24 protein-coding genes are annotated in these 25,395 nt (G+C 43.3%); 16 read left to right on the forward strand and 8 right to left on the reverse strand.

What is annotated here, in order from left to right; translation table 11 throughout:
• The 3 genes from BLQ81_RS19450 to BLQ81_RS19460 all read left to right on the forward strand — a co-directional run.
• A partial coding sequence (locus tag BLQ81_RS19450; RefSeq protein ID WP_092733944.1) for an IS630 transposase-related protein occupies positions 1-444 on the forward strand: 444 nt, incomplete at its 5' end.
• Entirely contained in the window at positions 441-1,379 is a 939-nt protein-coding gene (locus BLQ81_RS19455; RefSeq protein WP_092733948.1) for a DDE-type integrase/transposase/recombinase, read from the forward strand. The genes BLQ81_RS19450 and BLQ81_RS19455, both read left to right, overlap by 4 nt.
• A 155-nt stretch (positions 1,380-1,534) precedes the next feature.
• Complete coding sequence (locus tag BLQ81_RS19460) at positions 1,535-2,380, forward strand: transglutaminase-like domain-containing protein (RefSeq protein ID WP_092733951.1); 846 nt, start codon at positions 1,535-1,537, stop codon at positions 2,378-2,380.
• Here BLQ81_RS19460 and BLQ81_RS19465 read toward each other — a convergent pair.
• Together BLQ81_RS19465 and BLQ81_RS19470 are read right to left on the reverse strand one after the other, a co-directional pair.
• Positions 2,374-2,952, reverse strand: a complete 579-nt coding sequence (locus BLQ81_RS19465) for a redoxin domain-containing protein (protein WP_092733954.1) — start codon at positions 2,950-2,952, stop codon at positions 2,374-2,376. The genes BLQ81_RS19460 and BLQ81_RS19465 overlap by 7 nt on opposite strands.
• Positions 2,953-2,959: 7 nt before the next feature.
• Positions 2,960-3,589, reverse strand: a complete 630-nt coding sequence (locus BLQ81_RS19470; protein ID WP_092733957.1) for a 4'-phosphopantetheinyl transferase family protein — start codon at positions 3,587-3,589, stop codon at positions 2,960-2,962.
• A gap of 36 nt (positions 3,590-3,625) precedes the next feature.
• On the opposite strand from BLQ81_RS19470, the gene BLQ81_RS19475 reads away from it, so the two are divergent.
• From BLQ81_RS19475 to BLQ81_RS19490, 4 genes are read left to right on the forward strand one after another with little or no spacing between them, the layout of a single operon-like run.
• A complete protein-coding gene (locus BLQ81_RS19475) occupies positions 3,626-4,546 on the forward strand; it encodes a WD40 repeat domain-containing protein (protein ID WP_092734066.1) in 921 nt (306 codons plus the stop codon).
• A complete protein-coding gene (locus BLQ81_RS19480; RefSeq protein ID WP_092733960.1) occupies positions 4,543-5,610 on the forward strand; it encodes a DivIVA domain-containing protein in 1,068 nt (355 codons plus the stop codon). The genes BLQ81_RS19475 and BLQ81_RS19480 overlap by 4 nt, the downstream gene beginning before the upstream one ends.
• A complete protein-coding gene (gene folB / locus BLQ81_RS19485) occupies positions 5,610-5,975 on the forward strand; it encodes a dihydroneopterin aldolase (protein ID WP_092733963.1) in 366 nt (121 codons plus the stop codon). The genes BLQ81_RS19480 and folB overlap by 1 nt, the downstream gene beginning before the upstream one ends.
• A gap of 8 nt (positions 5,976-5,983) precedes the next feature.
• On the forward strand, positions 5,984-6,439 hold the full coding sequence (locus BLQ81_RS19490; protein WP_092733966.1) for a DUF4268 domain-containing protein: 456 nt from the start codon (positions 5,984-5,986) through the stop codon (positions 6,437-6,439).
• 71 nt (positions 6,440-6,510) lie between these two features.
• Here BLQ81_RS19490 and BLQ81_RS19495 read toward each other — a convergent pair whose 3' ends face one another.
• Positions 6,511-6,939 (reverse strand): nuclear transport factor 2 family protein, encoded by a 429-nt coding sequence (locus BLQ81_RS19495; RefSeq protein ID WP_092733969.1) that lies wholly within the window; start codon positions 6,937-6,939, stop codon positions 6,511-6,513.
• A gap of 231 nt (positions 6,940-7,170) precedes the next feature.
• On the opposite strand from BLQ81_RS19495, the gene BLQ81_RS19500 reads away from it, so the two are divergent.
• A complete protein-coding gene (locus BLQ81_RS19500; protein ID WP_092733972.1) occupies positions 7,171-7,983 on the forward strand; it encodes a phytanoyl-CoA dioxygenase family protein in 813 nt (270 codons plus the stop codon).
• Between the two features lie 73 nt (positions 7,984-8,056).
• Complete coding sequence (locus BLQ81_RS19505) at positions 8,057-9,241, forward strand: Gfo/Idh/MocA family protein (RefSeq protein WP_092733976.1); 1,185 nt, start codon at positions 8,057-8,059, stop codon at positions 9,239-9,241.
• A 173-nt stretch (positions 9,242-9,414) separates the two neighbouring features.
• On the opposite strand, the gene BLQ81_RS19510 is transcribed toward BLQ81_RS19505, so the two are convergent.
• The 4 genes from BLQ81_RS19510 to BLQ81_RS19525 form a co-directional block, all read right to left on the reverse strand.
• Positions 9,415-10,860: a M48 family metalloprotease gene (locus BLQ81_RS19510; RefSeq protein WP_092733981.1), complete on the reverse strand. Its 1,446-nt coding sequence runs from the start codon at positions 10,858-10,860 to the stop codon at positions 9,415-9,417.
• 212 nt (positions 10,861-11,072) lie between these two features.
• Positions 11,073-11,438 carry a hypothetical protein gene (locus BLQ81_RS19515; protein WP_139183683.1) on the reverse strand — a complete coding sequence of 122 codons (366 nt, stop codon included), beginning with the start codon at positions 11,436-11,438 and terminating at the stop codon, positions 11,073-11,075.
• 272 nt (positions 11,439-11,710) lie between these two features.
• Positions 11,711-13,159: an aldo/keto reductase gene (locus tag BLQ81_RS19520; protein WP_092734069.1), complete on the reverse strand. Its 1,449-nt coding sequence runs from the start codon at positions 13,157-13,159 to the stop codon at positions 11,711-11,713.
• A 112-nt stretch (positions 13,160-13,271) separates the two neighbouring features.
• Positions 13,272-14,753, reverse strand: a complete 1,482-nt coding sequence (locus BLQ81_RS19525) for an APC family permease (protein WP_092733987.1) — start codon at positions 14,751-14,753, stop codon at positions 13,272-13,274.
• 446 nt (positions 14,754-15,199) lie between these two features.
• Here BLQ81_RS19525 and pta point away from each other — a divergent pair, with 446 nt between their 5' ends.
• The 3 genes from pta (at position 15,200) to BLQ81_RS19540 (ending at position 19,245) form a co-directional block, all read left to right on the forward strand.
• On the forward strand, positions 15,200-17,290 hold the full coding sequence (pta, locus tag BLQ81_RS19530) for a phosphate acetyltransferase (protein WP_092733990.1): 2,091 nt from the start codon (positions 15,200-15,202) through the stop codon (positions 17,288-17,290).
• A 124-nt stretch (positions 17,291-17,414) separates the two neighbouring features.
• The gene (locus tag BLQ81_RS19535; RefSeq protein ID WP_092733993.1) at positions 17,415-18,611 is read left to right on the forward strand and encodes an acetate/propionate family kinase; all 1,197 of its coding nucleotides are present in this window, start codon (positions 17,415-17,417) and stop codon (positions 18,609-18,611) included.
• A gap of 184 nt (positions 18,612-18,795) precedes the next feature.
• Positions 18,796-19,245 (forward strand): KTSC domain-containing protein, encoded by a 450-nt coding sequence (locus BLQ81_RS19540; protein ID WP_092733996.1) that lies wholly within the window; start codon positions 18,796-18,798, stop codon positions 19,243-19,245.
• Between the two features lie 231 nt (positions 19,246-19,476).
• Here BLQ81_RS19540 and BLQ81_RS19545 read toward each other — a convergent pair whose 3' ends face one another.
• Positions 19,477-20,343, reverse strand: a complete 867-nt coding sequence (locus BLQ81_RS19545; protein WP_092733999.1) for a cation diffusion facilitator family transporter — start codon at positions 20,341-20,343, stop codon at positions 19,477-19,479.
• Positions 20,344-20,702: 359 nt separating this feature from the next.
• On the opposite strand from BLQ81_RS19545, the gene BLQ81_RS19555 reads away from it, so the two are divergent.
• From BLQ81_RS19555 to BLQ81_RS19570, 4 genes are all read left to right on the forward strand, one after another.
• Positions 20,703-21,620 (forward strand): glycosyltransferase family 2 protein, encoded by a 918-nt coding sequence (locus BLQ81_RS19555; protein WP_092734005.1) that lies wholly within the window; start codon positions 20,703-20,705, stop codon positions 21,618-21,620.
• An 82-nt stretch (positions 21,621-21,702) separates the two neighbouring features.
• Positions 21,703-22,386 (forward strand): GNAT family N-acetyltransferase, encoded by a 684-nt coding sequence (locus BLQ81_RS19560; protein WP_092734008.1) that lies wholly within the window; start codon positions 21,703-21,705, stop codon positions 22,384-22,386.
• Positions 22,387-22,427: 41 nt separating this feature from the next.
• Positions 22,428-23,612, forward strand: a complete 1,185-nt coding sequence (rffA, locus tag BLQ81_RS19565) for a dTDP-4-amino-4,6-dideoxygalactose transaminase (protein ID WP_092734011.1) — start codon at positions 22,428-22,430, stop codon at positions 23,610-23,612.
• A gap of 270 nt (positions 23,613-23,882) precedes the next feature.
• Entirely contained in the window at positions 23,883-25,385 is a 1,503-nt protein-coding gene (locus tag BLQ81_RS19570; RefSeq protein ID WP_092734014.1) for a hypothetical protein, read from the forward strand.
• Positions 25,386-25,395: the final 10 nt, after the last annotated feature.

Genomic DNA, 25,395 nt, shown 5'->3' on the forward strand with positions numbered 1-25,395 from the left:
ACTGATAATGCCTGGATAAAGTTGACACATTTTGTTGGTGTTAAAAACCAAATCAAAATGAAAATGACATTTCATTTAAAACCCCAGCGAATCTTCAGTGAAGATTTACGTAAGCAAATTGTTGGACAGATAGAGCGAGGTGAGTTTACCGTTACCCAAGCCATGCGTGAGTATGGTATCGGAGGTAAACAAACTGTGTATAATTGGCTTTACCGTTATTCTCGTACCTTGAAAAAGGGAACCCGAATGGTTATGGAAAAAGACAGTCAGAGTAAGACGGCTCAAGAGCTTAGAAACCGCATTAAAGAACTGGAAGCGGCCTTGGGGCGCAAATCTTTAGAGGCAGATTTGTATCGGATCATAGTTGAACAGGCCTCCGATGAATACGGTGTTGATCTAAAAAAAAATTTTGGAGAACATGCATCAGAATCGGATCGGAAATGAAACATCAATATTTATTCAGTGTCAAACAGGCCTGTGAATTATTGGGTTTCAGTCGGCAGGCTTATTACAAGGCTTTGGTGGACAAACCAGAGCTAAGTGATCATGTTACTCAACTGGCAAATTCAGAACTTTGCAAAGCACGGACTCGCTGCCCTAGCCTGGGGTGCAGATCGATGTATGAGGATTTTGGTCATTTATTACCCATCGGTCGTGACAAAAGTATCGAGTTGTTTATGGATATGGGCTACCGGGTAAGATATCCCAAACGATATGGAAGGGCTACCCAGTCAGGGACCAGAGAATTCCCGAATCTGCTGGTAGAGAAAAATGTAAACGGCCTCAATCAAGTGTGGGAAGCGGATATGGCACATTATCTCTATGGAGACACCAAGCTTTACACCATTTACATCACCGACGTGTACAGTCAGGAAATCGTTGGTTTTGGAGCTTATTCGACCAATCTAGCCATCAACTATGCTGAAGTGATGGACCAGGCCATACGCGAAGCCAAGTCTAAGGGACTGAGTTTGCAGGGATTGATTCATCATAGTGATGGAGGAAAGCAGTATGAAAGTGTGCTGTATAAAATGCTTTGCAACCGTCATGCTATCAAACAAAGCATGTGCATGTATTCCTATGAAAACCCATACGCAGAAAAGACAAACGACCTGATAAACAACGGCTATCTAAACATCTGGAGGCCCAAATCACTCAAGGAGCTGAGAGCCTGCCAGCTCAAAGCAGTTAAAGATCATAATGAAAGAAGGCCAAAGAAAGCTCTAAAAAAACTATCCCCAGTCCAGTTCAGAAACCAAATCCTGAATGACCGAGGTAATTCCAAAACCTACAACTTAGAGCTAAAACCGCGAATACCAGAACAACCAAGAAAAAGAATTGAAATCAAACCCCTAATTTTAACTGACACAAGACAATAATGTGACAACCAAAATCAGGCAAGCTCAGACCAACTTCTGTCTCCTGTCTTCCGTCTTCTAACCCATCACCCAAAGTAAGGTCATCTAGTGAAATTCAAATTTGCCGATTGTCTTTGACCGTGATTTAAGTAAATTGATATGAGCCAAGAAAAAATATGAGTGAACTGACTCCTGCCCAATTAGATGCTTTGGTTTCTTTACTGGATGATCCGGATCTGGAAGTGAAAAATCTCGTCAGAGACAAAATCACATCCCTTGGTGCTGAAATCATTCCTTTTTTGGAGCAAAAATGGGAGAAAAGTTTCAATCCAGAGATTCAAAAGGAGATCGAAGAATTGGTGCATGACTTACAGTTTTCCCTGGTGAAAACCAGATTTGCGGAATGGAGAGATACCGAAGACCGGGACCTGTTGACTGGTCTTTGGATTCTCAATACGTACCAATACCCGGATTTGGAATACGAAAAGCTGAATGCGGAAATGCATCAGATCTATTTCGAAGTCTGGACCTCATTCAAAAACGATCTTCAGCCTTACGATCAGGTCCGGATTATCAATAATGTCCTTTTCAATACCCTCAGATTTTCAGGAAATACCAAGAATTTTCATTCGCCTGGCAACAGCATGCTGTCCACTGTTTTGGATTCGAAAAAGGGAAATCCCATCACACTTTGTGCAGTGTATTTGCTTGTTGCCAAAAAACTCGGCTTGCCGATTTACGGGGTAAATTTGCCAAATCTTTTTGTTCTGATTTATAAATCAGCAGATATCACCTTTTACATCAATGCCTTTAACAAAGGCTTGACTTTCAGTAAGCAGGATATTTACAATTACCTGGAGCATCTCAAGATCGAACCAAAAGATTACTTCTTTGAGCCTTGTGCACATTTGGACATCGTCCTTCGGTCCCTAAGGAATCTGGGAAACGCTTTTGAAAAGCTAGGCGAAGTAAATAAAGTAGAGGAAGTCAAAGAGATGATCGCAATTCTGGAAAATCAATAAGAGCGGACATTACATCCCACAGCTCTTACCTGAGCCGGAGTGGTACTCTCACCTCTCAATATCTGATTTAGGGCGCGCTCCAAGTGTCTTTCACTAACCGCTGACTCGGACTGAGGATTGTTGTCTATAGCGCCGCGGTAGGCAATTTTCAGGCCGTTTGCTCCTGGGGTAAGGACGATCACCTCGGGGATTTTTGTGATGCCAAACACTTTGGTCCATGCCTGTCCCGCATCTATGAGATAAGACATATTCAATCCGCTTTGGTCGATGTAGCTACGCAGGGGGCTTTGTTCAGCTTCCGAATTACCGACTTCGGGATTAATTAGTGCAAATCCAATCCCCTGGTTTTGGAAAGTTGTTTTGATCTCTTTAATTCGTGATTCATACAATTTCGCAAAAGGGCAGTTTAAACTGTGGAATATCAATACGAATCCTTTGCCACTTGTCATCGAACCGAGGGTCATGGTTTTTCCGGTGACAGCATCGACTGTGGATAGTTCGCTTAGATTTTGGGAACAAGCGTTCCAAATCAAGGCCAGAAAGAGGGTAAGTGTAAAGGCAGATTTTTTCATAATTTTTTTACCAAATCGTGTAAGTAAGAATTACATTTTCCAATCTTCTAACTTCCACGGTGTAATGATGATCTGCAAAGTCCGTTCCCCTTATTTTTCCTTTGATTTTTAAAGCATCAATTTCAAAAGGCTCTAGCAGGATGTTTTCACGAAAAGACACTCCTCTTTTGCCCTGACATTTGAAAATGGATTCCTTGGCGGACCAAGCCATGGTATAATGAGTCGGGTCTTTTTCAAGGAAATCCACTTCTGAGGTATCGAGAAAGCGAAAACCGATTTTCAGAATTTTTTCCCGAATCAAATCCATATCAATCCCTACAGGTTGTTCCCTGTGAAATATTGCTGCAGCATACCCCGGCGTATGGGTTAGGGAAACATAGCCTTGACTATTCATGGATTGAGATTTGCCATGCTCATCTTTGAAAAAGCCGGGATAGGGAACCTTCAAAGCCTTTAATGCATCATAAATCGCAAATCGCGCAGTAGCCCATTCTTTCTTTTTTTCAGGATGGGAGATATTGGCGTAGGATAGTTTTTCGCGGAAACTTAAGAAATCCAGTGTTTGGCTTGTCTGCCCTTCGATAATCTTCACCGCAAGGGCAGATGAAGAATCAATTTTTTCTATTTTTGTTTGCATAGGCCAAAAGGGCTCCGCTGAGTGACTGTCCAATATATGTTAAAAATCCAAGTAAATAAATTGCATACCCTGACCGGACACAACGATTGCGTCTATGCGCTTACCGAGGGGAGCGATCCGAGATTTTTTTATACCGGAGCCGGTGACGGGATGGTGGTAGAATGGGATCTAGACCTACCCAAAGACGGAAAACTTATTGCCAAACTGCCCCATTCCATTTATGCCTTGGAAGTCGATCGTGAGCGGAATTTGCTGATAGTAGGGCATAATTTTGAAGGGATTCATGTGATCGATTTAAATGAAAACAAAGAGATATGGAGCCTCAAGCTTACCGACCAAGCCATATTTGATATCAAAGTTTTTGGAAACGAGATTTTTGTTGGCACAGGAGATGGATTGCTGATTGTGGTGGATATCGAGGAGCGAAGTTTTAAAAAACACATCAAGCTGAGTTCAAAAAGTATCCGGGTGATGTCAATAGCGCCTGTAAAAAGGCAATTGGCTATTGGATTGAGTGACCATTCTATAAAAATCCTGGATTTGGCCAATAATTTCCAGCCAATAGCCAATCTTGTAGGGCACACCAATTCTGTCTTTGCGCTCAGCTATTCACCGGATGAGGAAAATCTAGTCTCAGGAGGAAGAGATGCACACATGAAATTTTGGAATTCGGATAATTATACCCTTTCTGAAAATATCGTGGCACATATGTATGCCATTAATTATTTATCTTTCAAAGAAGACGGAAAGTTTCTGGTGACCTGCTCCATGGATAAATCCATCAAAGTATGGGACGCGGAAAATTATAAACTGATGAAGGTCATTGACAAAGCGCGAAACGCAGGTCATGGTACCTCAATAAACAAAGTGATTTGGAGTACTTATTCTGGTCAGGTCATTTCGATATCTGACGACCGTACCATTTCTATTTGGCAAATTGAAGCTGAAAATCTATGAAGATATCCCCAACTGCCATTCGGCAAAAAGCATTTGAAACGGCCTTCAGAGGCTATGAGAAAAAGGAAGTTTCCTTGTTTCTGGAAGAGATGAGTGTGATCATGGAGCAGATCAATCAGGAAAACCTGGATCTGCGAAGTAAATTACAGCAGGTAGAATCCGAAGCAAAACGACTCAAAGATGTGGAAGATTCACTTTTTCGAACTTTGAAAACGGCCGAAGATACCGGGGCAAGTATCATCACAGAAGCAAATGAAGCTGCTGAATTAATCATTAATGAAGCAAATCAATTTGCCGAACAATCAACCGGTCAGGCGAATCATTACGCTGAAATGACGAAAAAAGAAGCAAATCAATACGTCGAGCGAGTGACTAAGGAAGCGGATCAATACTTCCAAAAAGCGCAAAAGCAGGCAGATGAACAAGCAAGAATTATCACCTCTGCTGCCGAAGCCAAAGCCAAAGAAACGATCAAAGAAATCCGTGATAGCATGCAGAGCTTGGTCAGAAGCTATGAAGGCCTGCTCGATCAGCGCGAAGCTTTGGTAAAGAGCCTAAAACGCCTGTCTCAGGACGCATTGAATCAAATTGATCTTTCGGATGCTCACTTTTTCCGAATTGACGGAAAAGCATATCAACGGGCAGTCGATGAACTGAGTCGTTCCAGTCACTTCAGTGTGGCAAATATAGGGATACTGGCTACTCAAGCCGTTCCTCCTGCCAATGCGGAGTCTGAGGAGCAATTTGAAGAAGATATGTCTACCGCAACCCTCGATGACGATACCCTCGAAACAGTAGAAGCCTTGCAGCATGAACTCGAAGAGCAGGGAGAAATCCCGATGGATGAGCCGATGGAAGATTTGGAGGAGGAGGAAAGTGAATCTGTAGTAGATGAAATACTTCCTGAGGTGGAAGATGGGGTGTCAGAGGATGAAGGGATCGAAGAACAGGAAGAAATTGAAGAAGAGATCCCCATGCCTGAAGCTCCTGAAAATGAAACTGAAGATCCCAAACCGGAGGAACTTAAGAAGTCATCCGGGTCGTTTTTTGATCAATTTGACTGATGGGAAGAGTAGCGCTGGAGGGAATAGAATTTCATGCTTACCATGGTGCCTATCCTGAAGAATCAATTTTAGGCAATCGATTTACGCTTGATTTGGAACTTGAAACCGACTTTCGGGAAGCGATGCTTCACGATAACCTTCGGGATACGGTTGATTATGCCAAGCTGTATCAGCTTATCAAAGCGCGGATGGATGTCAAAGTGAAGCTTCTGGAGCATTTGGGACATCGGATTGTATCAGATATTTTGGTGGCTTATCCCAAAGTGAAATCTGTCCGACTTACCCTGAAAAAACATCATCCCGCACTCGGAGGAATCGTTCAGTATTCTGCGGTGACTGTGTGTTTCCCTGAAGATTTCGCCTAAAATTCAAAATGTATAGTAGATCGGAGTCTTCCAGAATCCGTGCGGAATTCTGGATCACATTTGGCCAATATATGAAGCCCGTCCCTAATGCCCAAGGACGTAGAATCAACTGGCCTAATTACAGAACAGGAGTTAAGGACGTGTACTTCAGAATGAAAGCTGAACAGGAATTCGCCTCAATCGGCATCGAACTCGGGCATAAGGATGAGGAACTTCAGGAGCTGTATTTTGAGCAATTCAAGGAGCTAAAAAGTCTCCTGAAGACCAGCATCGGTGAAGATTGGGAATGGAAACTTCATTCCAAAAATGAAGTAGGTCAAGTTGTCTCGAAGATCGAAAAAGTCATTACCGGAGTCAATGTGATGGAAGAGTACTATTGGCCGGAGATTATCTCCTTTCTCAAACCCCGGATCATCGCCTTGGATGAGTTTTGGGATAATGTAAAACCGGCATTTGAGAACTAGTGATTTTTTAACCCTGATTTACAGGTTAGGATCAAAGTTGCAAATGCATATTTCGGGTTTAACAACCATTTTCAGCTCTGAGGAATCCTAAAAGCCTGTCTTGCAAGTAGTTTCCACTCTCCCTTTTCTTTCACCCAAAGCATCAAAAGCCCCAGATTGAGAGTGTTTACATTTCCATTGGATGCAATTTCACCCAGTACATTGTGTCGGACTATTGCCAATTTTTTGCCCTGAAAAGTGATGGTTTGATCGGAGATATCCCATTTCTGGTAATCCGATTTTTTGGAGGCAAATACGGCTACAAATTCATCCTGAGTCTCAATCACACCGCTGGAGTGGCCGTAGCTGAGATTTTCCGAAGTCAGTTTTTTTAAGGTTTCAGCATCTTCGGCCAGCATGGCAGTTTTCAGCTTTTGCACCGCATCGTTGACTTCTTTTTCGGATTGGGAAAAAGCAAGTTGGGAGCTTAAAAGGAAAATCAGAAGTAAAGAATTCTTCATAATTGGAGCTTTGGATTGTTGAATAGGTCTATTGAAATTCAAAGTACAAAAAAACTCCGTTCAGTTGATTCTAACTGTGGTCAATTTGAATGTTGTATGGAAATCTTTAATTCAATTCAGAATCAATGGAAGTTTGGGATGAGAGACTTTTAAAATGCTGATTTTTTGAGCAAATTAAGGTGTCTAATTCCTCGATTAGAGGATTTTAATTTTCAATCAACCCAAAATGACATGATTTCACCTGCACAAATCGAATCCTATCATCGGGATGGGTTCTTGATCCTGCCGCAACTTTTCTCCAGTGAAGAAATAGCACTGCTCTATTCCGTTGCCACAGATGATAGCGTGACTTCAAATTCTTTTGACCTCAATGACCAGGAAGGGAAAAAGACCAAGTTGACGCTATGGTTCACGGCAGGTGATGATTCCTTCGGGCTGATGTCCCGATGCCAGCGAATGATCGAATCGGTTCAGCAGCTCTTGGGCCCCGGGGAGGTCTGCCATTTTCACTCCAAAATCATGCAAAAACAACCCAAGGTCGGCGGTGCTTGGGAATGGCATCAGGATTACGGCTATTGGTACAAAAACGGATTCCTTTATCCTGAAGCGATGATTTCAGTGATGCTGGCATTGACTGATGCCAATAAGGAGAATGGCTGCCTTCAGGTGCTGAAAGGCACGCATAAAATGCAGCGGTTTGAGCATACATTTATCGGGGAGCAGCAGGGGGCTGATCCGGATTTCGTTCAAGAAGCGGAGAAAATCTCGGAGCTTATCCAGTGTGAACTTAGGGCGGGTGATGTCCTGTTTTTTCATCCGAACATTCTCCATCGCTCTGAAGCAAATCTGTCTGAAAATGCACGCTGGTCGGTGATCTCGGCATATAACCTTTCGCATAATAAGCCCTTTCGGGAAAAGCACAGTTCCTGTATCACTCCGGTTTCGGTAGTGAGGGATGAAGCAATTTTAGCAAGTGGGCAAAAGAAAGTTTCCGGTGCCGATTTTCTGGTCAAAGAGAAGGAAATCACGCTTAACGTAAAATAAATCAAGACCTGTCAGGTTTTCAAAACCTGACAGGTCTAAGAGGTAAAGTTTAATCTAAATAAACCCAACAATCATGGTAAAAATCTGCATCCTCGGAGGAGGATTTATCGGACGTTTTTATGCGGAATCATTGATTGGAAGACGGGGAAAAGATCTCGTTCATGTCATCTATGCCAGAAGAGAAGAGACTGCCCGGAGATTTGCCACTGATTACAGTGTCCCTCATTTTTCCACGGATATGGAAGAAGCAGTGGCTCATCCTGACTCCGAGATTGTCATCATTGCCTTGCCCAATTATGTGCATGAAGCCGCTGTCATGCTATGTGTGAAGCACAAAAAGCCGGTATTGTGTACCAAGCCGTTGGGCAGAACGGCTGAAGAAGCCCTGCGAATGACTTTGGCTTGTGAAGAGGCGGGGGTTTTTGCTGGCTATCTGGAAGATCTCTGTTATACGCCGAAGTTTTTGAAATCCGTAAAAAGTGTCGAATCGGGTGCGATTGGTCGTGTTCTTTGGGCGAAATCCCGGGAAACACATCCCGGTCCGCATTCGGATTGGTTTTGGGATATCGAAAAAGCCGGGGGAGGAGCAATCCTCGATTTGGGCTGTCACTGTGTGGAGATTTCCAGAAATTTTATTGGGAAGGAGGTCTTGCCCCTCGAAGTGATGTGTTGGGCAGACACCCAAGTGAAGCCGATCGATGCAGAGGATCATGCCATTGGCTTGGTCAAATATGAAAATGGAGCCATTGGACAGTTTGAAGTTTCCTGGACTTTCCGTGGAGGAATGGACCTCCGGGATGAGGTCATGGGAACAGAAGGTACGATTTGGATCAATTCTTTTTTGCGAACGGGATTTGAAATGTTTTCCAGTGGAAATGGAGGAGATTATGTGGCAGAAAAGGCCGAAACTTCATCAGGTTGGCTTTTTCCCGTCGGGGATGAAGCCCATGAATTGGGCTATCCCAATATGTTTGTAGACATGTTTGATGCCTTTGAGAAAGGGACTCAACCACGAGAGACATTCTATGACGGGTATGTGGTTAATGCGATTCTGGATGCAGCTTACAAGTCTGCAAAAACCAAACTTTGGGAACCTGTTCAACTTCCGGTCTGGCGGGGAAAAAGAGGGCTTTCAAAACCCTCTGTTTACAAAGATTTCGACGAAAACCATTGGCTAATAAAAGAGGAACTCCTGCCAAATGGGGATCGAAAAACGATCCTGAAAGATAAAAAAACGGGTGAGATCAGGACAACCTAAGCGAGCTGAAAGTTTGGGTCAATGAATACACCGACCGGGGTTCATTGAGAGTTCAAGAAAAAGAGGCTGTCTCAAAAGCCATTTACAGCGAATCTAACAACATTTCCAACTTCGCAACTCTCGTTGCTCAATGTGACAAACAGCAGTTATGAGACAGCCTCTTTTTAGTTTGATTATTTCCCTACCACCTTGATCAGTGTGCCTTTTTCCACCTGATCTGTCAACAGCATTCCATTGAGGATTGCCAATTCCTCAAATCGATCGGATGGCATTTTGAAGTTTTGTAAAGCAGCCTGAAGAGTCATGCGCTGAGGAACCGTTTGGATACGGACTACATCCGGCTTGCGGTTTAGCTTATCCGAGTCTGTCAGAGCTTTGAAATTTCTGGCGGTAGAGAGGAAAACAGGCTGGTATTGCGGGAATTTCGACAGTTCGGTTACCCCCAAAATGCTGTAGGTGTTTCCTCCGTATTCGATCAGAGTAGAGAGAACCCGGATGGTTCCTTTCTCCTGTTTTTGATCTGCGATCATCATAAATGCCGGCAATCCGTTGATGGTTTCCCGTTTGGATTCTACTAATTCCAGTTTGAATTGGGTTAAAATTTTCTGGGAAATCTCTTCCATAGTTCCTGTCCCGCCAAGGGAGAATGAAATTAAAGCATCTCCGGCTTTAGGGCCCATTTGCACCTGCTGTGGCGTGTTTTGAAAATTCCACCCCTGAGGAGTAGGAAACTCAAATTTCAACACCGGATGATAAAAGATGTTATTCTCCACAAAACCCTGTCGCGGATCTTCACCCAAAACAATCCCATCGATTCTTTTCAGATAAGCATCACGTTTTACAATAGGATTCGTCAGCTTAAGTTTAGTTTTCCACTCTTGGGCCAATTTTGCCACGGTCACATTTCGATCGCCCGGAGATGGGTGAGTCGATAGAAATCCTGGAATTTGGTTGCCTCCCTGCTTGGCACTCTGTCTTTCTAGGGTATTAAAAAATCCGGCCATTTCGGTAGCATCATACCCAATCCGGGAAGAATATTCCACGCCCAATTCATCGGATTGACGCTCCGCATCTCTGCCAAAGCTCAGGAGTGCAAGCTGCATTCCCTGGGACAGTGGTTCGGCGAATTGTGCAAGCTCGGGCACAAAGACCATTCCTGCAATCATTCCCAATTGTCCAAGCATTTGATTTCGCTGCTGTACCACCGAATGACGTGCGGTGACGTGGCCGATTTCATGTCCCAAAACTCCGGCAAATTCAGCCTCATTGTTGAAATGGGCCATGATTCCTCTTGTGAAATAAATGTAACCACCCGGAACTGCAAAAGCATTGATAACTGGCGAATCCACCACTTTGAAGTGATAATCCAACTTTGGGCGGTGAGAAACTGCCGCCATTTCAAGCCCTTTTTCAGTGATGAATTTTTGTAAGGCCGGATCATCATACACTCCAAAAAATGCTGAAATCTCAGGATCCGACTGTTGACCCATGCTGATTTCCTGCGCTTCGGACATCAAAACTACCTGCTTTTTCCCTGTTACTGGGTTGACGGCACAACTTGTAGCGAAGGCAATAATAGAGGCAGTTAGCAGATGCATAAAAAGGTTTATTGTTTTCATATTTGGCGATCGATGGGTTGGGTAATCATATTTAAGTTTTAAACGCTCAAAAAATAAGCCTAGAATTATTCTGCTACTTATTGAAGTGAATTAGCGTTTTTCTTAAAGCTCATTTATTGGCCCTCTGGTAAAAGATGAGATTCAATGTGCTGCTGAGTTATCCAAAAACAGTGATTTTTTTCCCCGTTTCCCGTCCTTGGTCTCCCTACTTTTCAAGGTTTTTTCTTCCCCGTGAAGGTCCCTGAGGCCATTTCTGCCAAGTCCACTTTTCCTTCCATGTCGGTAGAAGTGGCTGTTCCGTCATATGTAATCCTATTGCCCTGAATGGAGAATTCAAGGTGGATCACTTTTCCTTTGATAGTCCCTGTCACCTGAGAATCGCCCAATTGCCCGGTATAGGTTCCTGTAATTTTTTCACCGTCCTGTTTCAGAACAAAAGTTGGGGAACCACTTCCCGCATCGGTTTTTACTTCCATCACCCAAGTACCGGTCACATTGACTGAATTTTGTGCTTGTGCGGAAAATCCAATGAAAAGCAGAATAATCATGCTGGAAAAAAGCGATTTCATATTGTTCATGATCTTTAGTTTTAAATATTTTAGCTCTTCAATTTAGAGAATTATTGCCATTCGCAGGCTACACTTTTTATTCATGGGACATCCGACATCCAACATCGGTCATTTTACATCACACATCGGTCACCTGTCCCAGACTCCGAGTATTCTTACTGCAGATCTATCGACACCCAAAACTGCCCACTGCCTAGTGCCCACATCGGTCATCCGACATCCGACATCGGACCTCCCAACCCCCAAACCTGCCTACCTCCAAACTTCCAAACCTCCTTACCTCAAACCACCGCCTCCGCTTCAATTTCCACCAAATATTCCTCCCCAATCAAATCTGCCCTGACCATCGTATTGGCGGGCTGGATTCCGGCAAATCGCTGTCCATGAGTTCGGGAGACCGATTCCCATTGATCAGTATTTCGGATAAAAATCCGGGTTCGAACCACATCTTCCATTCGTCCGCCCAAAGACTGAATTGCTCCTTCGATTTTGTCCAATATAAAATGTGTCTGTGCACCGGGATCATTTCCACCCATTGCCCTGCTTCCATGAGTTGCCGTAGTTCCTGAGACTAAGATTCTATTACCTTTTTTCACTGCTCTGCTAAATCCCGCAATATCTTCCCAGATGGTCCCGCTGAGTGCTTTGGTTAGTCCATCCGAACCTTCCCTGGTCGGATAGGGCGCCGGGAAACTCGCCACATGATGGCTCAGATCGCCTGAAGCGGTGAGAAATGGAGCTTTGCGGTATTCGTCTCCACAATCTCCGGGAATGGCAATCAAACCTGCGAGACTTGACTTCAATAGAGTCTGATCTTCCTGATCCAGTTGAAAAGAAAAGAGCTTTTGATTTTCCTCGATGTGTGCACTTTGGCCCAATCTCGCCCCAATGATCACACCACCGACGGCAGGTTGATTCATAATAAAATGACTCGCCACGGTAGCTATTCCAACCTGATGTTTTTTGGCAATTTGATCCAAAGTTTGAAGCAGATTTTGAAATTGCTTCCAGCCTCCGGCAGCATCGATGAATCGCTTGTATTTCATCTGCGACCAGGTCAAAGAAGCATTGAGGGCAGGTTCGGGTTTACCTAGCCACTTTTCTGAAAGAAATCCTCCTGCTATAGTTCCAAAGGCCAATAACTTCACATGATGCTTCAGACAGAGCTCAGTCATTGCTCCGGCTGCCCGCTGATCCAAAAGTGAAAAACAAACCTGATTGGACACCACTTCTATCCCGGAATTCAGCACAATGCTCAAATGTGCCGTATCAAAATTGGTCAGGCCCAGATGTTTGATTAGTCCTTCTTCCTTCAACTCCTGAAGCCAAAACATGCTATCCACCCAGCTCGGATGGGAATATTGCCAAGCGTGAAACTGCATCAGGTCGATGGCATCGCTATTCATTCTTGTCAAGGCAAGTTCCACCGCTTTTCTAACCTGATCTTTGGTGATCCGATCCGGAGAAGGAACCCACTTGGTGAAAAGCTGAGCGGCATTTTTGCCGTAAGTCTCCCTAAATACTCCAGCTATCTCCTCTGAAGAGCCATAGTGATCCGCCATGTCAAAGGAAGTGAATCCTGCATCCACATAGGATTTCATGGCTTCAGCTGCCTCTTTGGCATTGACTTTTGATCCCTCTCGCTCCATGTCTGCAATCTGCCAAAGTCCGGTGAGTGCTCTGCAAATGCTCAGGCCGGATGCAAGTTCAGTGTATTTTGAATGATTCATTTTTAGGACTTTGTATTTCCGATTTTTAACTGGCAACCGAAATATATTTGTTTGAATTTTTCCTGGATTTGCAGTGGACAGTTGAGGATCCTCTGTTGACGTTTTTTTTAAATTATTCGGAAGGAAGAGTTGAAAATTGGGCTTTGGTGTCCACGCCCGATGCCTTGAGCTTTTTCCATTGGAAAAAGAAAATAACCGAGGCACTACTCATCACGATCAGCCAAACAGGAGTGGAGTGAAAATACCAGGCGGAGGCAGTTGAATTCAGATCCTTGACAGTATGGATGACCAAAAATGAAAGAATCAAAATTGTCCCGCCAATGCCGATAATCAGCTGTAATTTTCTTGACCTGAAGATACCGATTCTGGAAGCCAAAACCGGATTTTGGATTGGGAAAAGAATCACCGAAATGCACATCAATAGGAAATTGACAAGCATGGAGGTGACCATGATGTCTATCCCAAGGAAGAAGTCTCCCGCAAAGTGGCTTCCCAATATTCCGATCGAGGCGATACATCCACTCAGCATTATCGCAAAATGAGGCGTATGATGTTTTGGGTGGATTTGGGCTAAGGTTCTGGGGAAAATCCCGTCTTTTGCCCAAGAATAGACCAGTCTCGAAACGGACAAAATCATCGCCGGAAGGTCATTCAGCAAGGCAATAGCTGCTCCGAGTAAAATCAAAACTCCCAAACCCGAGGGAAGCAGATAACTGAGAATCCCTGCCGCAGTGATGTCTTTTTGCATCGCTTCCAGAGCTACAAATTGCCATGGAACGGCATGATAAACTGCGTATGTGAAGCAGATGTAAAACAGCCCAACACTCAAAATAGCCAAACCAATGGCCTTGGGAAGGTTTTTTGTTGGATTTTTAGCTTCTCCTCCAGCCTGTGCGATTGAGTCAAAACCGATAAAACTGGAGAAAAGCAAAGCTGCTGCAGATAGGAATGTCGGCCAATGAAAAGTCGTGGGCTTGAGTTCTAGCATTCTCCCTTCTTTTTCTGCCAAAGCAGCCAGAAAATCCGAATGGTCAAAGCTCAACCCCGACACAATCACAATTCCTCCCAAGGCAAACATCAAAATCATCAAAGGAATCAGGGTTCGTTCATAGAATTTTGCCCCGAGAATATTGACATACACAAAAACCCACAGAAAGGTAAGCGCAAGGCAAACCCGAATCCAGGGCTTTTCCAAATACTCAGCTAAATCCAGCCAATCCAATGCCACAGCCACGTCCCGAAAGAATGGAACCACCACGTATGCAATCACTCCTATTACGATCGACAGCCCAAACCATTGGGAAAAACTGGCCACAAAGCCCAAATACGGATGAATTGCCCGGCTTGCATAGAGATAGGATCCTCCCGCTCTCGGCATAGCCGAGGCTAGAATAATGTAGGCCAAAGCTGCGAAGATTGCCGGGATTGCAGCAACCAAAAAAGCAGGCAGTACATAGGGGCCGATGCCGGGCACATTGCGCTGAATCATAAACGGCACAATATAAATCGATGCCCCGATCATGGAGCAAATACCCGTAGCGGTCAATCCTAGAAGTCCGAGTTGCCGGTTGAGGTGTGGGGTTTGGAGACTCATTCGATACGAAAGTTGGAAGATAGAAAAAATACTAAACTCATTAAAAAACGCTGTTAAACTTGTTACTGGCTTGAACTCAAATAATTTTAAATATGTATGTCCGCTTTCTTGCCAGAAGCAAAATAATATAAGGTTTGAAGTTCCAAAAAACGAGCTGTGGACTGTTGACAGTCGTCTGTGGACGATTATCCGCAACTTTATATAGCCTAATCTTTCTTACTGGCAGGATTGCGGATAATCAAAATTTTAAATAAGGATTAACGTGCTGAGGCGTATTCTTTCAACAAAATTTCAAAATCAGTATAGAGAAACATTGGACTCTCCAAAAACCCCATACCCCCACAAAAAACATTATCCGAACTGATCTTTATCATAAAAATCCCGAGATTATCACTTCAATTTTGCAGGGAATTAGATTCTCAACATCCGATGTTTTTCTCAGTACCATGACCAACGCCATTTACCTCACAACCACAGAGCCGTTTTCCGGAAAATCCATCTATGCGCTAGGTCTGGTGAACCTTCTTGCAGGCAAAACAGACAAAATTTCTTATTTCAAACCGATCATCACGGTAGGAAAAAAAGAGAAAGACCGACGCTTGACTCTGATCAAAGAGCACTTCAAACTTGCCCAGCCTTACGAGGATATGTTTTCTTTTACGATCCAAAAGGCCTTCAAGGAAATAAACCGGAAAAATGAAGCGTTTTTGATAGATGCCATTATTGAAAAGTTTCAAAGGCTCCAGGAGAACTCGGATTTTGTGGTGGTCGAGGGGACAGACTTTGCGGGAATCAGCACCAATGTGGAGTTTAACGGTAATGTGTCTATCGCAAAAAACCTGGGTATTCCAGCTGCAATTATCCTGACCTGTGATCATAAAACTGATTCGGAAATTGTTGAGCAAGCGATTTCCACTACCAATGCCTTTCTTTCCAATGGGGTTCAAGTCCTCACGCTCGTAGCCAACAAAGTGCAGCAGGGAAAGGAAGCTGAGCTTCGCCGAAAGTTAACAATGGCTTTGCCAAAGGAGATTCTAATCTCTGCGATTCCTGTGCATTTAGAATTGAGCAATCCGACCATGGAGGAAATCCGTGATGCGATGGGGGCTAAGGTGTTTTTTGGAGAAAACCTCCTGACCAATCGGGTGGATCACGTCATCGTAGGAGCGATGCAGTTGCGAAATTTCCTCCAGCGATTAAAGAACAACACACTCGTAATAACCCCAGGAGATCGGGGAGACATCATCATTGGAGCCTTGCAGGCTAATATTTCCAAGAATTTCGGAAAAATCGCAGGAATGGTTCTGTCAGGCGGTATGCTTCCGGAAGATTCCATCGTGCAGTTGGTGGAGGGATTGGAAACGGTAGTGCCCATCCTGCAGGTCGAGGAAGCGACATTTGAAGTGGTGACCAAAATCAATGACATCAAAGCCCGGATTTCAGCGGATGACAAAGAGAAAATAGCCATTGGAATTCGACTTTTTGAGCAGGCAGTAGACGAAAAGGCGTTGACAGACAAGATTGTTGCATTTCATTCCGATGTGCTCACGCCGCGGATGTTCCAATATCAATTGGTCAAACGCGCAAAATCAAACAAGAAGCATATCGTGCTGCCGGAAGGCGAAGATGACCGAATCCTGCAGGCAGTAGATCAGCTTGTAAAGCAGGATGTGGTTGCATTGACACTTTTGGGTAATAAAGAGACTATTGAACTGACTATTAAGCGGCTTAATCTTTCGCTTGACTTGATGTCTGTCAATGTAATAGCCCCTGTTAGTTCCGTCCGGTTTGAAGAATATGCACAGGCACTTTATGAGCTGCGCAAAAACAAAGGATTGACCATCCAAATGGCGCGGGACCTGATGCTCGATGTGTCGTACTTTGGGACTATGATGGTCTATAAAGGTCATGCAGATGGCATGGTCAGCGGCGCGGTACATACGACCCAACACACCATTCGTCCCGCATTGCAATTTGTCAAAACCAAGCCCGGAGTTGCGACTGTCTCCTCTGTGTTTTTTATGTGTCTACCCAATCGGGTTTCCGTCTTTGGAGATTGCGCAGTAGTGCCAAATCCCTCTTCGGAACAATTGGCGGATATTGCGATTTCCTCGGCAGAATCAGCCAAAATGCTGGGCATCGAACCCAAAATCGCCATGCTATCCTATTCTTCTGGTTCCTCCGGAGAAGGCGAAGAAGTGGAGAAAGTCCGAAAAGCCACCGAACTGATTAGGTTGCGAAGACCCGATCTCAAAGTTGAAGGCCCGATCCAATACGATGCAGCTGTTGATCCTGAAGTTGGGAAAAAGAAACTGCCAAACTCCGAAGTTGCAGGTCAGGCAAGTGTGTTGATTTTCCCTGACTTGAACACTGGAAACAACACCTACAAAGCCGTGCAGCGGGAAACCGGGGCGATCGCCATCGGCCCGATGCTGCAAGGATTGAATAAACCAGTCAACGACCTGAGCAGGGGTTGCACCATGGTAGATGTATTTAATACGGTGGTAATCACGGCTATTCAAGCGCAAGAAAGTTAAATTCAATCACCAATGCTCAATGATCAATTTTCAATTACCAAGAAAAGGAAGTCCTTGATAATTGAGTTTGATGATTGACCATTGAACATTTCTCAATAACTCAGTAACTTTTTATTACCTCCAAATGAACATCTTCGTCATTAACTCCGGCAGCAGCTCGATCAAGTATCAACTCATTTCCATGCCTGAGGCAAAAGTGATCTGTACAGGAATGGTAGATCGGATAGGATTGGAAGGCGCAAAATTGGAATACCGGGCTTTTTTGGATTCTGGAGAAGTGCGAAAAGTGTTGGAATTGCTCATTCCCGATCATGCTGCCGGGCTGAGGGAGGTGGCAAAGTTGTTGACAGATCCGGCTGTGGGTGTGATTTCCGACCCCGACCAAGTGCATGTTGTGGGACATCGCGTGGTGCATGGCGGAGAGCGATTTTCCAAAACCCAACTGATCACCGAGGAAGCCAAAGCCAAAATACTGGAGCTATTTCCTTTAGCACCGCTTCACAATCCTGCAAATTACCTGGGGATCGAAGTTGCGGAGCGGATATTCACCCAAGCCAAACAGGTCGCTGTTTTTGACACTGCTTTTCATCAGACTATGCCTGAGGTGGCCTTCCGAATGGCCATTCCAAATGAATTCTATACAAAGCATGGGATTCGGGCTTATGGCTTTCATGGCACAAGCCATAAGTACGTTTCCGAGCAGGCAATGGAGTTTTTTGGTAAAAGGACTTCCAAAATCATTACCATTCACTTAGGTAACGGTTGCAGTATGGCTGCGGTACGGGATGGGAAATGTATCGATTCCAGCATGGGTTTGGGCCCGATGAACGGCTTGATTATGGGGACTCGTACAGGAGATATTGATCAGTCCGTGATTTTCCATCTGGTGAATCAACTTGGTTATTCTCTCGACGAAGTCAATACGATCCTGAACAAGAAAAGTGGAATGCTCGGCCTCACGGGGTTCAGCGATATGCGGGACATCCGCAAGCTGTATGATCAGAAAGAAAAAGCAGCAATCCTCGCCTACGACATGTATGCCTATCACATCAAAAAATTCATTGGATCCTTCGCTGCAGTACTGAATGGACTCGATGCGATTGTCTTCACCGCCGGAGTAGGAGAGAATGATGCGCTGACGCGCAAACTCGTCTGTCAAAATATGGATTTCCTCGGAATCAGACTCGATGAAGCCAAAAATGAAACCCGTCAAAAAGGCCTACATGAGATCAATACCTCCGAATCTCCGGTAAAAATTCTGGTCATCCCCACCAATGAAGAATTGGAGATTGCCAGACAGTGTTTTGGGTTGGTGGGCTGAGCTTTGTGTTTTCTCGAGAATGAGTTTATCAGAATAATCATCCGATTATATATTGAAAAACAAATTATTATTTCTAAAATAAATGAAATAGGGTTTTAATTAATCTGAGGACTGTTCTATTTTAAGATTTTTTATCTGCCAAATTATATATCCGTAGCTTTGTAACAGTTTTAAAAAAGCAGCAATGAAGCGGATAAACGAATACAAGAAACTTTTTAATGTAGAAGGTTCTATAGACCTGAAGAAACTGAAGACCACCTATCGGACTTTGGTGAAAGAATGGCATCCTGACAAATTCCTGGATGGGGATGAAAAGGCGAAAGAAGCCGAAGAAAAAAGCACCAAAATCATTGACGGGTATCACTTTCTGGTAAGTATTGCGCCGGAAACCATCGCTGCAAATCTTGAGGAGTACACCAAAACCGCTACCGAATCCGGAATCGCTGACTTTCACTACAAAAATCAGGTGCTTGAAATCACTTTTTTGGATGGAAACACCTATGAGTATTTTGGCGTGTCAAAAAACACCTACACCAAGTTTATCAATTCAGACAACACCTACCGCTTTGCCAGAAGGAATATTTTGAGTGCGCATACTTATAGGAAATCCAAGAAGACTTTGGAGACGGCTTAAGGCCTGGCTTTAAGCGGTTTATTATTTTTAACCATTCAGAGAATTAAGGGCATTAAGCTTTTGGAATCTTTACCCTGTTAAGGGTCTCCGCTTATCGAAAGCAGTGATACTATGAAAGGCCAAATCCTAAGTAACGAATCAAGTGAAAGGAACACTCATTTGGGCGGGATTTGATTTGCCTAAGTGAAGATTGAAACTCGATTTGCTTGCGCTAAATTTTTGAATAATTTTTTAAGTCGGCTCAATATGGATCAGCACATGACCAAGTTGTGGGATTTCTCTGCGCAGCGTGTCCTTAAGCTTATGGGCGATCTCGTGCCCCTCTGTCACGGTCAAGTCCCCTCTGACATGTGCGTGTAAATCCACGTGATAGGTCATGCCTGCTTTGCGGATAAAACACTTTTCGGTTCCCTCAATTCCCTCAACTTTCAGCGAAATTTTCCGAATCTCCTTTGTGAGTTCAGTGAAGTTATTTTCATCCATCACTTCACCCAAAGCAGGCCTGAAAATCCCGTAGCAATTGTACAGGATAAATCCACAAGCCAACAAAGCCGCGTAATCGTCTGCTACCTCGAATCCTTCTCCTCCGAAAATAGCGATCGAAATACCGATAAATGCGGCGATTGAAGTGATGGCGTCTGCTCGGTGATGCCAAGCCTCAGCTTTTAGTGAGGAACTTTTGAGTTTTTTGCTCCGGTTAATGACCACCTGATAGGAAATTTCCTTCCATATAATGATCCCTCCGAGGACAATCAAAGTCCAAGGTGAAGGTAATTCGTGTGGAGTCTGTATGTTTTTGATGGACTGCCAAGCGATCGTAAATGCTGAGATGATCAGAAATGCGACGACTAAGAAAGTGATCAAAGGTTCTGCTTTACCGTGTCCATAGGGATGGTTTTCGTCTGCAGGCCGCTCAGCATATTTCAAACCCAGTAAAACGAGGAAAGAGGAAAAAATATCTACCGTAGATTCGATGCCATCGGCGATCAGCGCAAATGAATTCCCAAAAATCCCGGAAAGAAACTTGACACCTGCTAAAACAGCATTTCCCAAAATGCTGAAAATGACCGTTCGTATAGCAAGATTGGACTTAGACATGTTCGAAAGTACAATCTACAAGGTTAAAATCAGGCATTTTTAGGCAGTTCCGGATAAATTTCTTGTTTGGTCTTCCAAACTATTGGTACGACGACCTTCCGACATCTGCCATTTAAAGGCAGTACTTTGACATCTCGTTTTTCCGTACTTACTTCCGGAAATTCACAATAAATTACTCCTGTTAGGAAAGGTTTGGCTTTTATTAACTCCTTTCCAATCACAGCTTTTTCGCCAAAATTCCCAATTTTCAGGTGTTTTGGCAGTATTTGAATTTGAAACTATTATTTTGCCACTGAAAGCGAGTGGTGGAAGAACTTCCCAAGCTAGAGTGAACAAACTATAACCACTTACCTGTCCAAATGCACCTGTCAATCATTTCACCCGTCTACAATGGAGAATTAATACTTCATGAGCTTATTGAACGCATCCACCTTGCTGTTGAACCGCTCAATCATGACTTTGAAATAATTTTGGTGGACGATTTTTCCCCGGACCGGTCTTGGGAGAGTATCGAAAATTTGGTTGGAAAATTCCCTAAAGTCAGGGGAATCAAATTAAGTCGGAATTTCGGGCAACATTATGCCATCACTGCCGGACTGGATAATGCCAAAGGAGAATGGGTTGTGGTGATGGACTGTGATCTTCAGGATCTGCCCGAAGAGATTCCAAACCTTTACTCCAAAGCCCAAGAAGGTAATGATGTCGTCTTGGCAAGAAGAATTATCAGAAAGGACGGTTTTTTTAAAAAACTTTCGTCCAAACTATTCTATCGAACCCTCGCATGGCTCACTGGTTCCCAACAGGATGAGTCTATCGCTAATTTTGGAATCTATCATAAAAAAGTCATTGTCGAAATTGTGAAGATGCGCGAAAGTATTCGCTATTTTCCGACTATGGTGCGCTGGGTTGGCTTTAAGCAAACTTCTATCTCAGTAAATCACGGGGCAAACGAAGACCGTAAGAGTAGTTATAACTTTAAGCGTTTGTTCAATTTGGCATTGGATATCATATTGGCTTACAGTGATAAACCACTCAGGTTGACAGTAAAACTTGGCTTTGTAGTCTCCTTCTCAGGGTTTCTTTTTGCCTTGTTTACCTTTATCAAATACCTGAATGGAGATATTATCGTCAAGGGATACGCCAGTCTAATTATTTCGCTCTGGCTGCTTGCAGGATTCATCCTGATGACTTTAGGAATCGTTGGACTTTATGTAGGCAAGACCTTTGAAGGAGTAAAAAACAGACCAATATATATCGTTGAAAAAACGACTGAGTAGGGGATAAGTGTTATATATTGACTTTGTGGAACACTCACAGGACAGTGGTCCAACCATTCGATGATAAGGAAGAATTACCCCAATGATTATCCAAACACTAGCTTTTGATTCCCAATTATTTGGATATCCGGTGGGTAAATTCCAAGCGGACAAAGAAACTAATTGGGATAGTTTTTTGGAAAAGGCTAAGCCTTATCAATTGATTTATGTTTTTTCGGATTCTGAAATCCCCAATCCCCCCGATTTCCTCCGTTTTGTGAACTCCAAGTATGTATTTGGAAAAAAATTAACTGAAGTAAGAAAGGAGAAAAAGGCAGAATTAACCATAGAACCTTATTCCGGAGCCCTTTCTGATAAGCTTTTGGATTTAGCTTTGCAAAGCGGAGAATATTCGAGATTTAAAACTGATCCAAGATTGAGCTCCGGTGAGTATGAAAAACTCTATCGACTTTGGATCGAAAAGGCACTTCTGGAAGACATGGTACTGGTGGATTCGAGCCATTCAGGCCTCGTTACCCTTTCTGTCTCCGACCATATTGCATCAATCGGATTGATAGCAGTGGATGTTAAAGGTAGAGGACTTGGAATTGGAAAAGCTCTATTGAGAGCAGCAGAGGAAAAAGCGATAACGCTGGGAGCTATCGATATGAAGATATCCACCCAAGGGGAAAATCGAGCTGCTGTCCAATTTTACAAGGTCAATGACTATCAACTAATGGAGAGTAGCATGAATTATCATTTTTTTAATGTCAATAAGTTACCTTAAAATCTCAAAAAACAGTTTTAAAAGCCAAAATCCAAAGCTGCATGATAATTCCATTCAATAAACCTTTTTTAACCGGGAATGAAATTGAATACATTCAGCAGGCTGTAGCATCAGGTAAAATCTCCGGAAACGGCGACTTTACTCGGCTTTGTCAGGATTATTTCAAGCAACGCTTCGGGTTTCATAAGTGCCTCCTGACGACCTCATGTACAGATGCGCTGGAAATGGCCTCCATTCTGCTAGAAATCGGACCCGGCGATGAAGTGATCATGCCCTGTTACACCTTTGTCTCCACAGCAAATGCGTTTGTACTCCGGGGTGCAAAAATAGTTTTGGTTGACAGCCTACCTGATCATCCCAATATGGATGTGACACAAGTTGAGGGATTGATCACAGAAAAAACCAAAGCTATAATAGTCGTTCATTATGCGGGATATGCCGTAGATATCGATCTGATCATGGAACTGTCTGAAAAGTATGGGATCAAAGTAGTAGAAGATGCCGCCCAAGCGATAGATAGTTTTTACAAGGAAAAGCCTTTGGGGGGAATTGGTCATTTAGGAACGTTTAGTTTCCATGAAACCAAGAACATTCAAAGTGGTGAGGGAGGTATGCTGGTGATTAATGACCCAAGCCTGGCAAAAAGAGCTGAGGTTATTTGGGAAAAAGGGACAGATAGAGCTGCGTTTTTCAGAGGCGAAATTGACAAATATGGCTGGGTAGATGTGGGAAGTAGCTTCCTGCCTTCTGAAATTACAGCGGCTTTTTTATGGGCCCAGCTTGAGCAATTGGATGTTATTCAGGCGCAACGAAAAATTGTTTGGGAAGATTACTTTCAGGCTTTCAGTAAATTCGAAATCAAGTCTAAACTCCTGTCAAAGAATTATCTTGAGCTATTGAAAAAGGAGGCGGAGCTATTCTCCTTCACTTTCCCTGCACCCTCAAAAATGGCCAATGCGCATATTTTTTTCCTTGTTTTTGAGAACATCCATTCCAGGACAGCTTACATATCTTATCTCAAATCAAAAGGGATCTTGGGTGTGTTTCACTACCAATCCCTGCATCAATCGCCTTTTTTCAAAAAACGGTTTCCTGAATCCAATTCCTTGGCCGCTAACTTCCCTAATTCAGATCGGTTTTCAGACTGCTTGCTCAGACTTCCTCTTTTTCACGAGCTTCCGAGATTGTCTTTTGAGTTTTTTCCAACCGGGGATTCAAGGGAATAGAGGGATCCGCAGGCTATCGGAGGAGATAAATGGGATGAGACATGAGATCCGGAAAGTTGATTTTCGGTAAAAAACGAGTTTTTGTGAAGTGTTAAGCCTGTTTATTCAAAGAATTTCAAATCAGTCAATTTTTTTCTGCTTTCTCATTTTAGCATTTTGATTATCAATACTTGACCAATTTAGCAATTAGACCATTCCTCTTTCTACTCGACGCAAACTGGCAGAATTAATAAAATCACCTAAATTGACAAGTCTATTCCTAACTCGATTTTGGCGGATTCTACCAATAAATTCTTATTTCTGGCAGTCCTTTCAGTCCTTATTTTGGTTGGTCTAGCCCTGCCCAAAGGATTTGATATCTCCGACGAGGGATTGTATGTACTACTGGCGCACCCCCTTCAGGAAAACAATGCAGGAATATTCAATTACGATCTGTTTTTCAAGGGATTTTACCAATGTACAGGAATCCACTTTGGAATTATCGGCCTCAGAATATTGCGATTGATTTCTTATGTGGTAGCAGCTTTGGCGTTCTCCTTTTTTTGGAAAAACATAGTCGAAGAGAAGGGCCTCTCATTCAAAATCGCGATGATATCCTTTCTTGGGATTTCTGCCGGATATGGATTTCTGCCTTCCAGTCTTTCCTATAATTCCTTATCGGTGTGCCTAACTGGGCTGTGGTTAGCTTGTGTTTCTTTTAAAACAAAATCTCCCCTTTTGAAGGTACTGGTATTGGGGCTAATTCTGGGTCTTTTGGTCTATGTTAAAGTGACGACTGCTCTACTATTAGGCTTAATATCTGTTTCGATCCTTATTTATGAAGATAAAAAATCAATCAGTAGTCTAATCCTGTTGTTTGTACCCTTTGTTGTATTGGAATTGGCATTTTTCTTATTCTTGGATACTTTTTCAACACTCCGAATGATTCAAGGCCTTGAATTCACTGTTTCGAGGCCTGATTATGGATTTTTGATTCTAGTCAAACATACTTTTTTTGGGTTTTTTTGGTGCTTTTTAGTTTTTCTGTCAACTCTTATTTTGAAAAAAATCAGCCCCAATCCCCGGATTAATTTGGGAATTACGGTTTTTATTTTAGTTCTGATCTTCATCCAAACGCGCATCACTGAGGAATGGAATCATATTTTCTTATTGATAATGCCTCTGATTTTCGGGGTCTTGGTTCATTCGAAATTGACTGCTTTGACCCTTTCTTCCAGAAAGTATTGGGTGCTTTTATTGCTCTTTTTACCATTCATCCTTCACTTTGGAAGCAATGTTTATTGGCTTCGCCTGGGGATTCATTATTGGATCTTTTGGTGCCTTGCTGCCATGATCTGGCTCGACGAGGTTTATCCATTTGCGGAGAAATACTTGGTGTATTTTATTTCCTTTTCTTCACTGATTCTGGTGTTAAATGGACTTTGGTTGAGTCCTTTTGCCCAGAAAAGTAGTTGGAAGGCCACTGAAAAATGGGAATACCTTCCGGGAAAAAGCATATTTCTTACCCCTCAACAAGTCTTTCAGCTAAAGGCTATAAAAAATCAAATGCCGGATGAAAGTCCTTCGACTGTCCTTGCGGCCTACCGGATACCGGGTATTCCTTACCTTTTGGGCAAAACTATTCCGATCAGCCCCGGATTTTGGGACAAAACGCAACTGGAGAACTATTTTCCGAAGGGAATTCAGGAAAGTGTTTTGCTTTACTACCCATTGGATGAATTGCCTGCCGGTGAATACGGGAAGATTATTTTAATTCCCGATTTTGATGAATAATCTTATGGCT

It is taken from the genome of Algoriphagus alkaliphilus (assembly GCF_900103735.1).
Taxonomy (GTDB): domain Bacteria; phylum Bacteroidota; class Bacteroidia; order Cytophagales; family Cyclobacteriaceae; genus Algoriphagus; species Algoriphagus alkaliphilus.

What these genes read in the sequence shown, in the direction of transcription:
- BLQ81_RS19455 (WP_092733948.1), top strand. Translation starts at nt 441, where the DNA reads ATGAAACATCAATATTTATTCAGTGTCAAACAGGCCTGTGAATTATTG.
- BLQ81_RS19460 (WP_092733951.1), top strand. Translation starts at nt 1,535, where the DNA reads ATGAGTGAACTGACTCCTGCCCAATTAGATGCTTTGGTTTCTTTACTG.
- BLQ81_RS19465 (WP_092733954.1), bottom strand. Translation starts at nt 2,952, where the DNA reads ATGAAAAAATCTGCCTTTACACTTACCCTCTTTCTGGCCTTGATTTGG.
- BLQ81_RS19470 (WP_092733957.1), bottom strand. Translation starts at nt 3,589, where the DNA reads ATGCAAACAAAAATAGAAAAAATTGATTCTTCATCTGCCCTTGCGGTG.
- BLQ81_RS19475 (WP_092734066.1), top strand. Translation starts at nt 3,626, where the DNA reads ATGTTAAAAATCCAAGTAAATAAATTGCATACCCTGACCGGACACAAC.
- BLQ81_RS19480 (WP_092733960.1), top strand. Translation starts at nt 4,543, where the DNA reads ATGAAGATATCCCCAACTGCCATTCGGCAAAAAGCATTTGAAACGGCC.
- folB (WP_092733963.1), top strand. Translation starts at nt 5,610, where the DNA reads ATGGGAAGAGTAGCGCTGGAGGGAATAGAATTTCATGCTTACCATGGT.
- BLQ81_RS19490 (WP_092733966.1), top strand. Translation starts at nt 5,984, where the DNA reads ATGTATAGTAGATCGGAGTCTTCCAGAATCCGTGCGGAATTCTGGATC.
- BLQ81_RS19495 (WP_092733969.1), bottom strand. Translation starts at nt 6,939, where the DNA reads ATGAAGAATTCTTTACTTCTGATTTTCCTTTTAAGCTCCCAACTTGCT.
- BLQ81_RS19500 (WP_092733972.1), top strand. Translation starts at nt 7,171, where the DNA reads ATGATTTCACCTGCACAAATCGAATCCTATCATCGGGATGGGTTCTTG.
- BLQ81_RS19505 (WP_092733976.1), top strand. Translation starts at nt 8,057, where the DNA reads ATGGTAAAAATCTGCATCCTCGGAGGAGGATTTATCGGACGTTTTTAT.
- BLQ81_RS19510 (WP_092733981.1), bottom strand. Translation starts at nt 10,860, where the DNA reads ATGAAAACAATAAACCTTTTTATGCATCTGCTAACTGCCTCTATTATT.
- BLQ81_RS19515 (WP_139183683.1), bottom strand. Translation starts at nt 11,438, where the DNA reads ATGAACAATATGAAATCGCTTTTTTCCAGCATGATTATTCTGCTTTTC.
- BLQ81_RS19520 (WP_092734069.1), bottom strand. Translation starts at nt 13,159, where the DNA reads ATGAATCATTCAAAATACACTGAACTTGCATCCGGCCTGAGCATTTGC.
- BLQ81_RS19525 (WP_092733987.1), bottom strand. Translation starts at nt 14,753, where the DNA reads ATGAGTCTCCAAACCCCACACCTCAACCGGCAACTCGGACTTCTAGGA.
- pta (WP_092733990.1), top strand. Translation starts at nt 15,200, where the DNA reads ATGACCAACGCCATTTACCTCACAACCACAGAGCCGTTTTCCGGAAAA.
- BLQ81_RS19535 (WP_092733993.1), top strand. Translation starts at nt 17,415, where the DNA reads ATGAACATCTTCGTCATTAACTCCGGCAGCAGCTCGATCAAGTATCAA.
- BLQ81_RS19540 (WP_092733996.1), top strand. Translation starts at nt 18,796, where the DNA reads ATGAAGCGGATAAACGAATACAAGAAACTTTTTAATGTAGAAGGTTCT.
- BLQ81_RS19545 (WP_092733999.1), bottom strand. Translation starts at nt 20,343, where the DNA reads ATGTCTAAGTCCAATCTTGCTATACGAACGGTCATTTTCAGCATTTTG.
- BLQ81_RS19555 (WP_092734005.1), top strand. Translation starts at nt 20,703, where the DNA reads ATGCACCTGTCAATCATTTCACCCGTCTACAATGGAGAATTAATACTT.
- BLQ81_RS19560 (WP_092734008.1), top strand. Translation starts at nt 21,703, where the DNA reads ATGATTATCCAAACACTAGCTTTTGATTCCCAATTATTTGGATATCCG.
- rffA (WP_092734011.1), top strand. Translation starts at nt 22,428, where the DNA reads ATGATAATTCCATTCAATAAACCTTTTTTAACCGGGAATGAAATTGAA.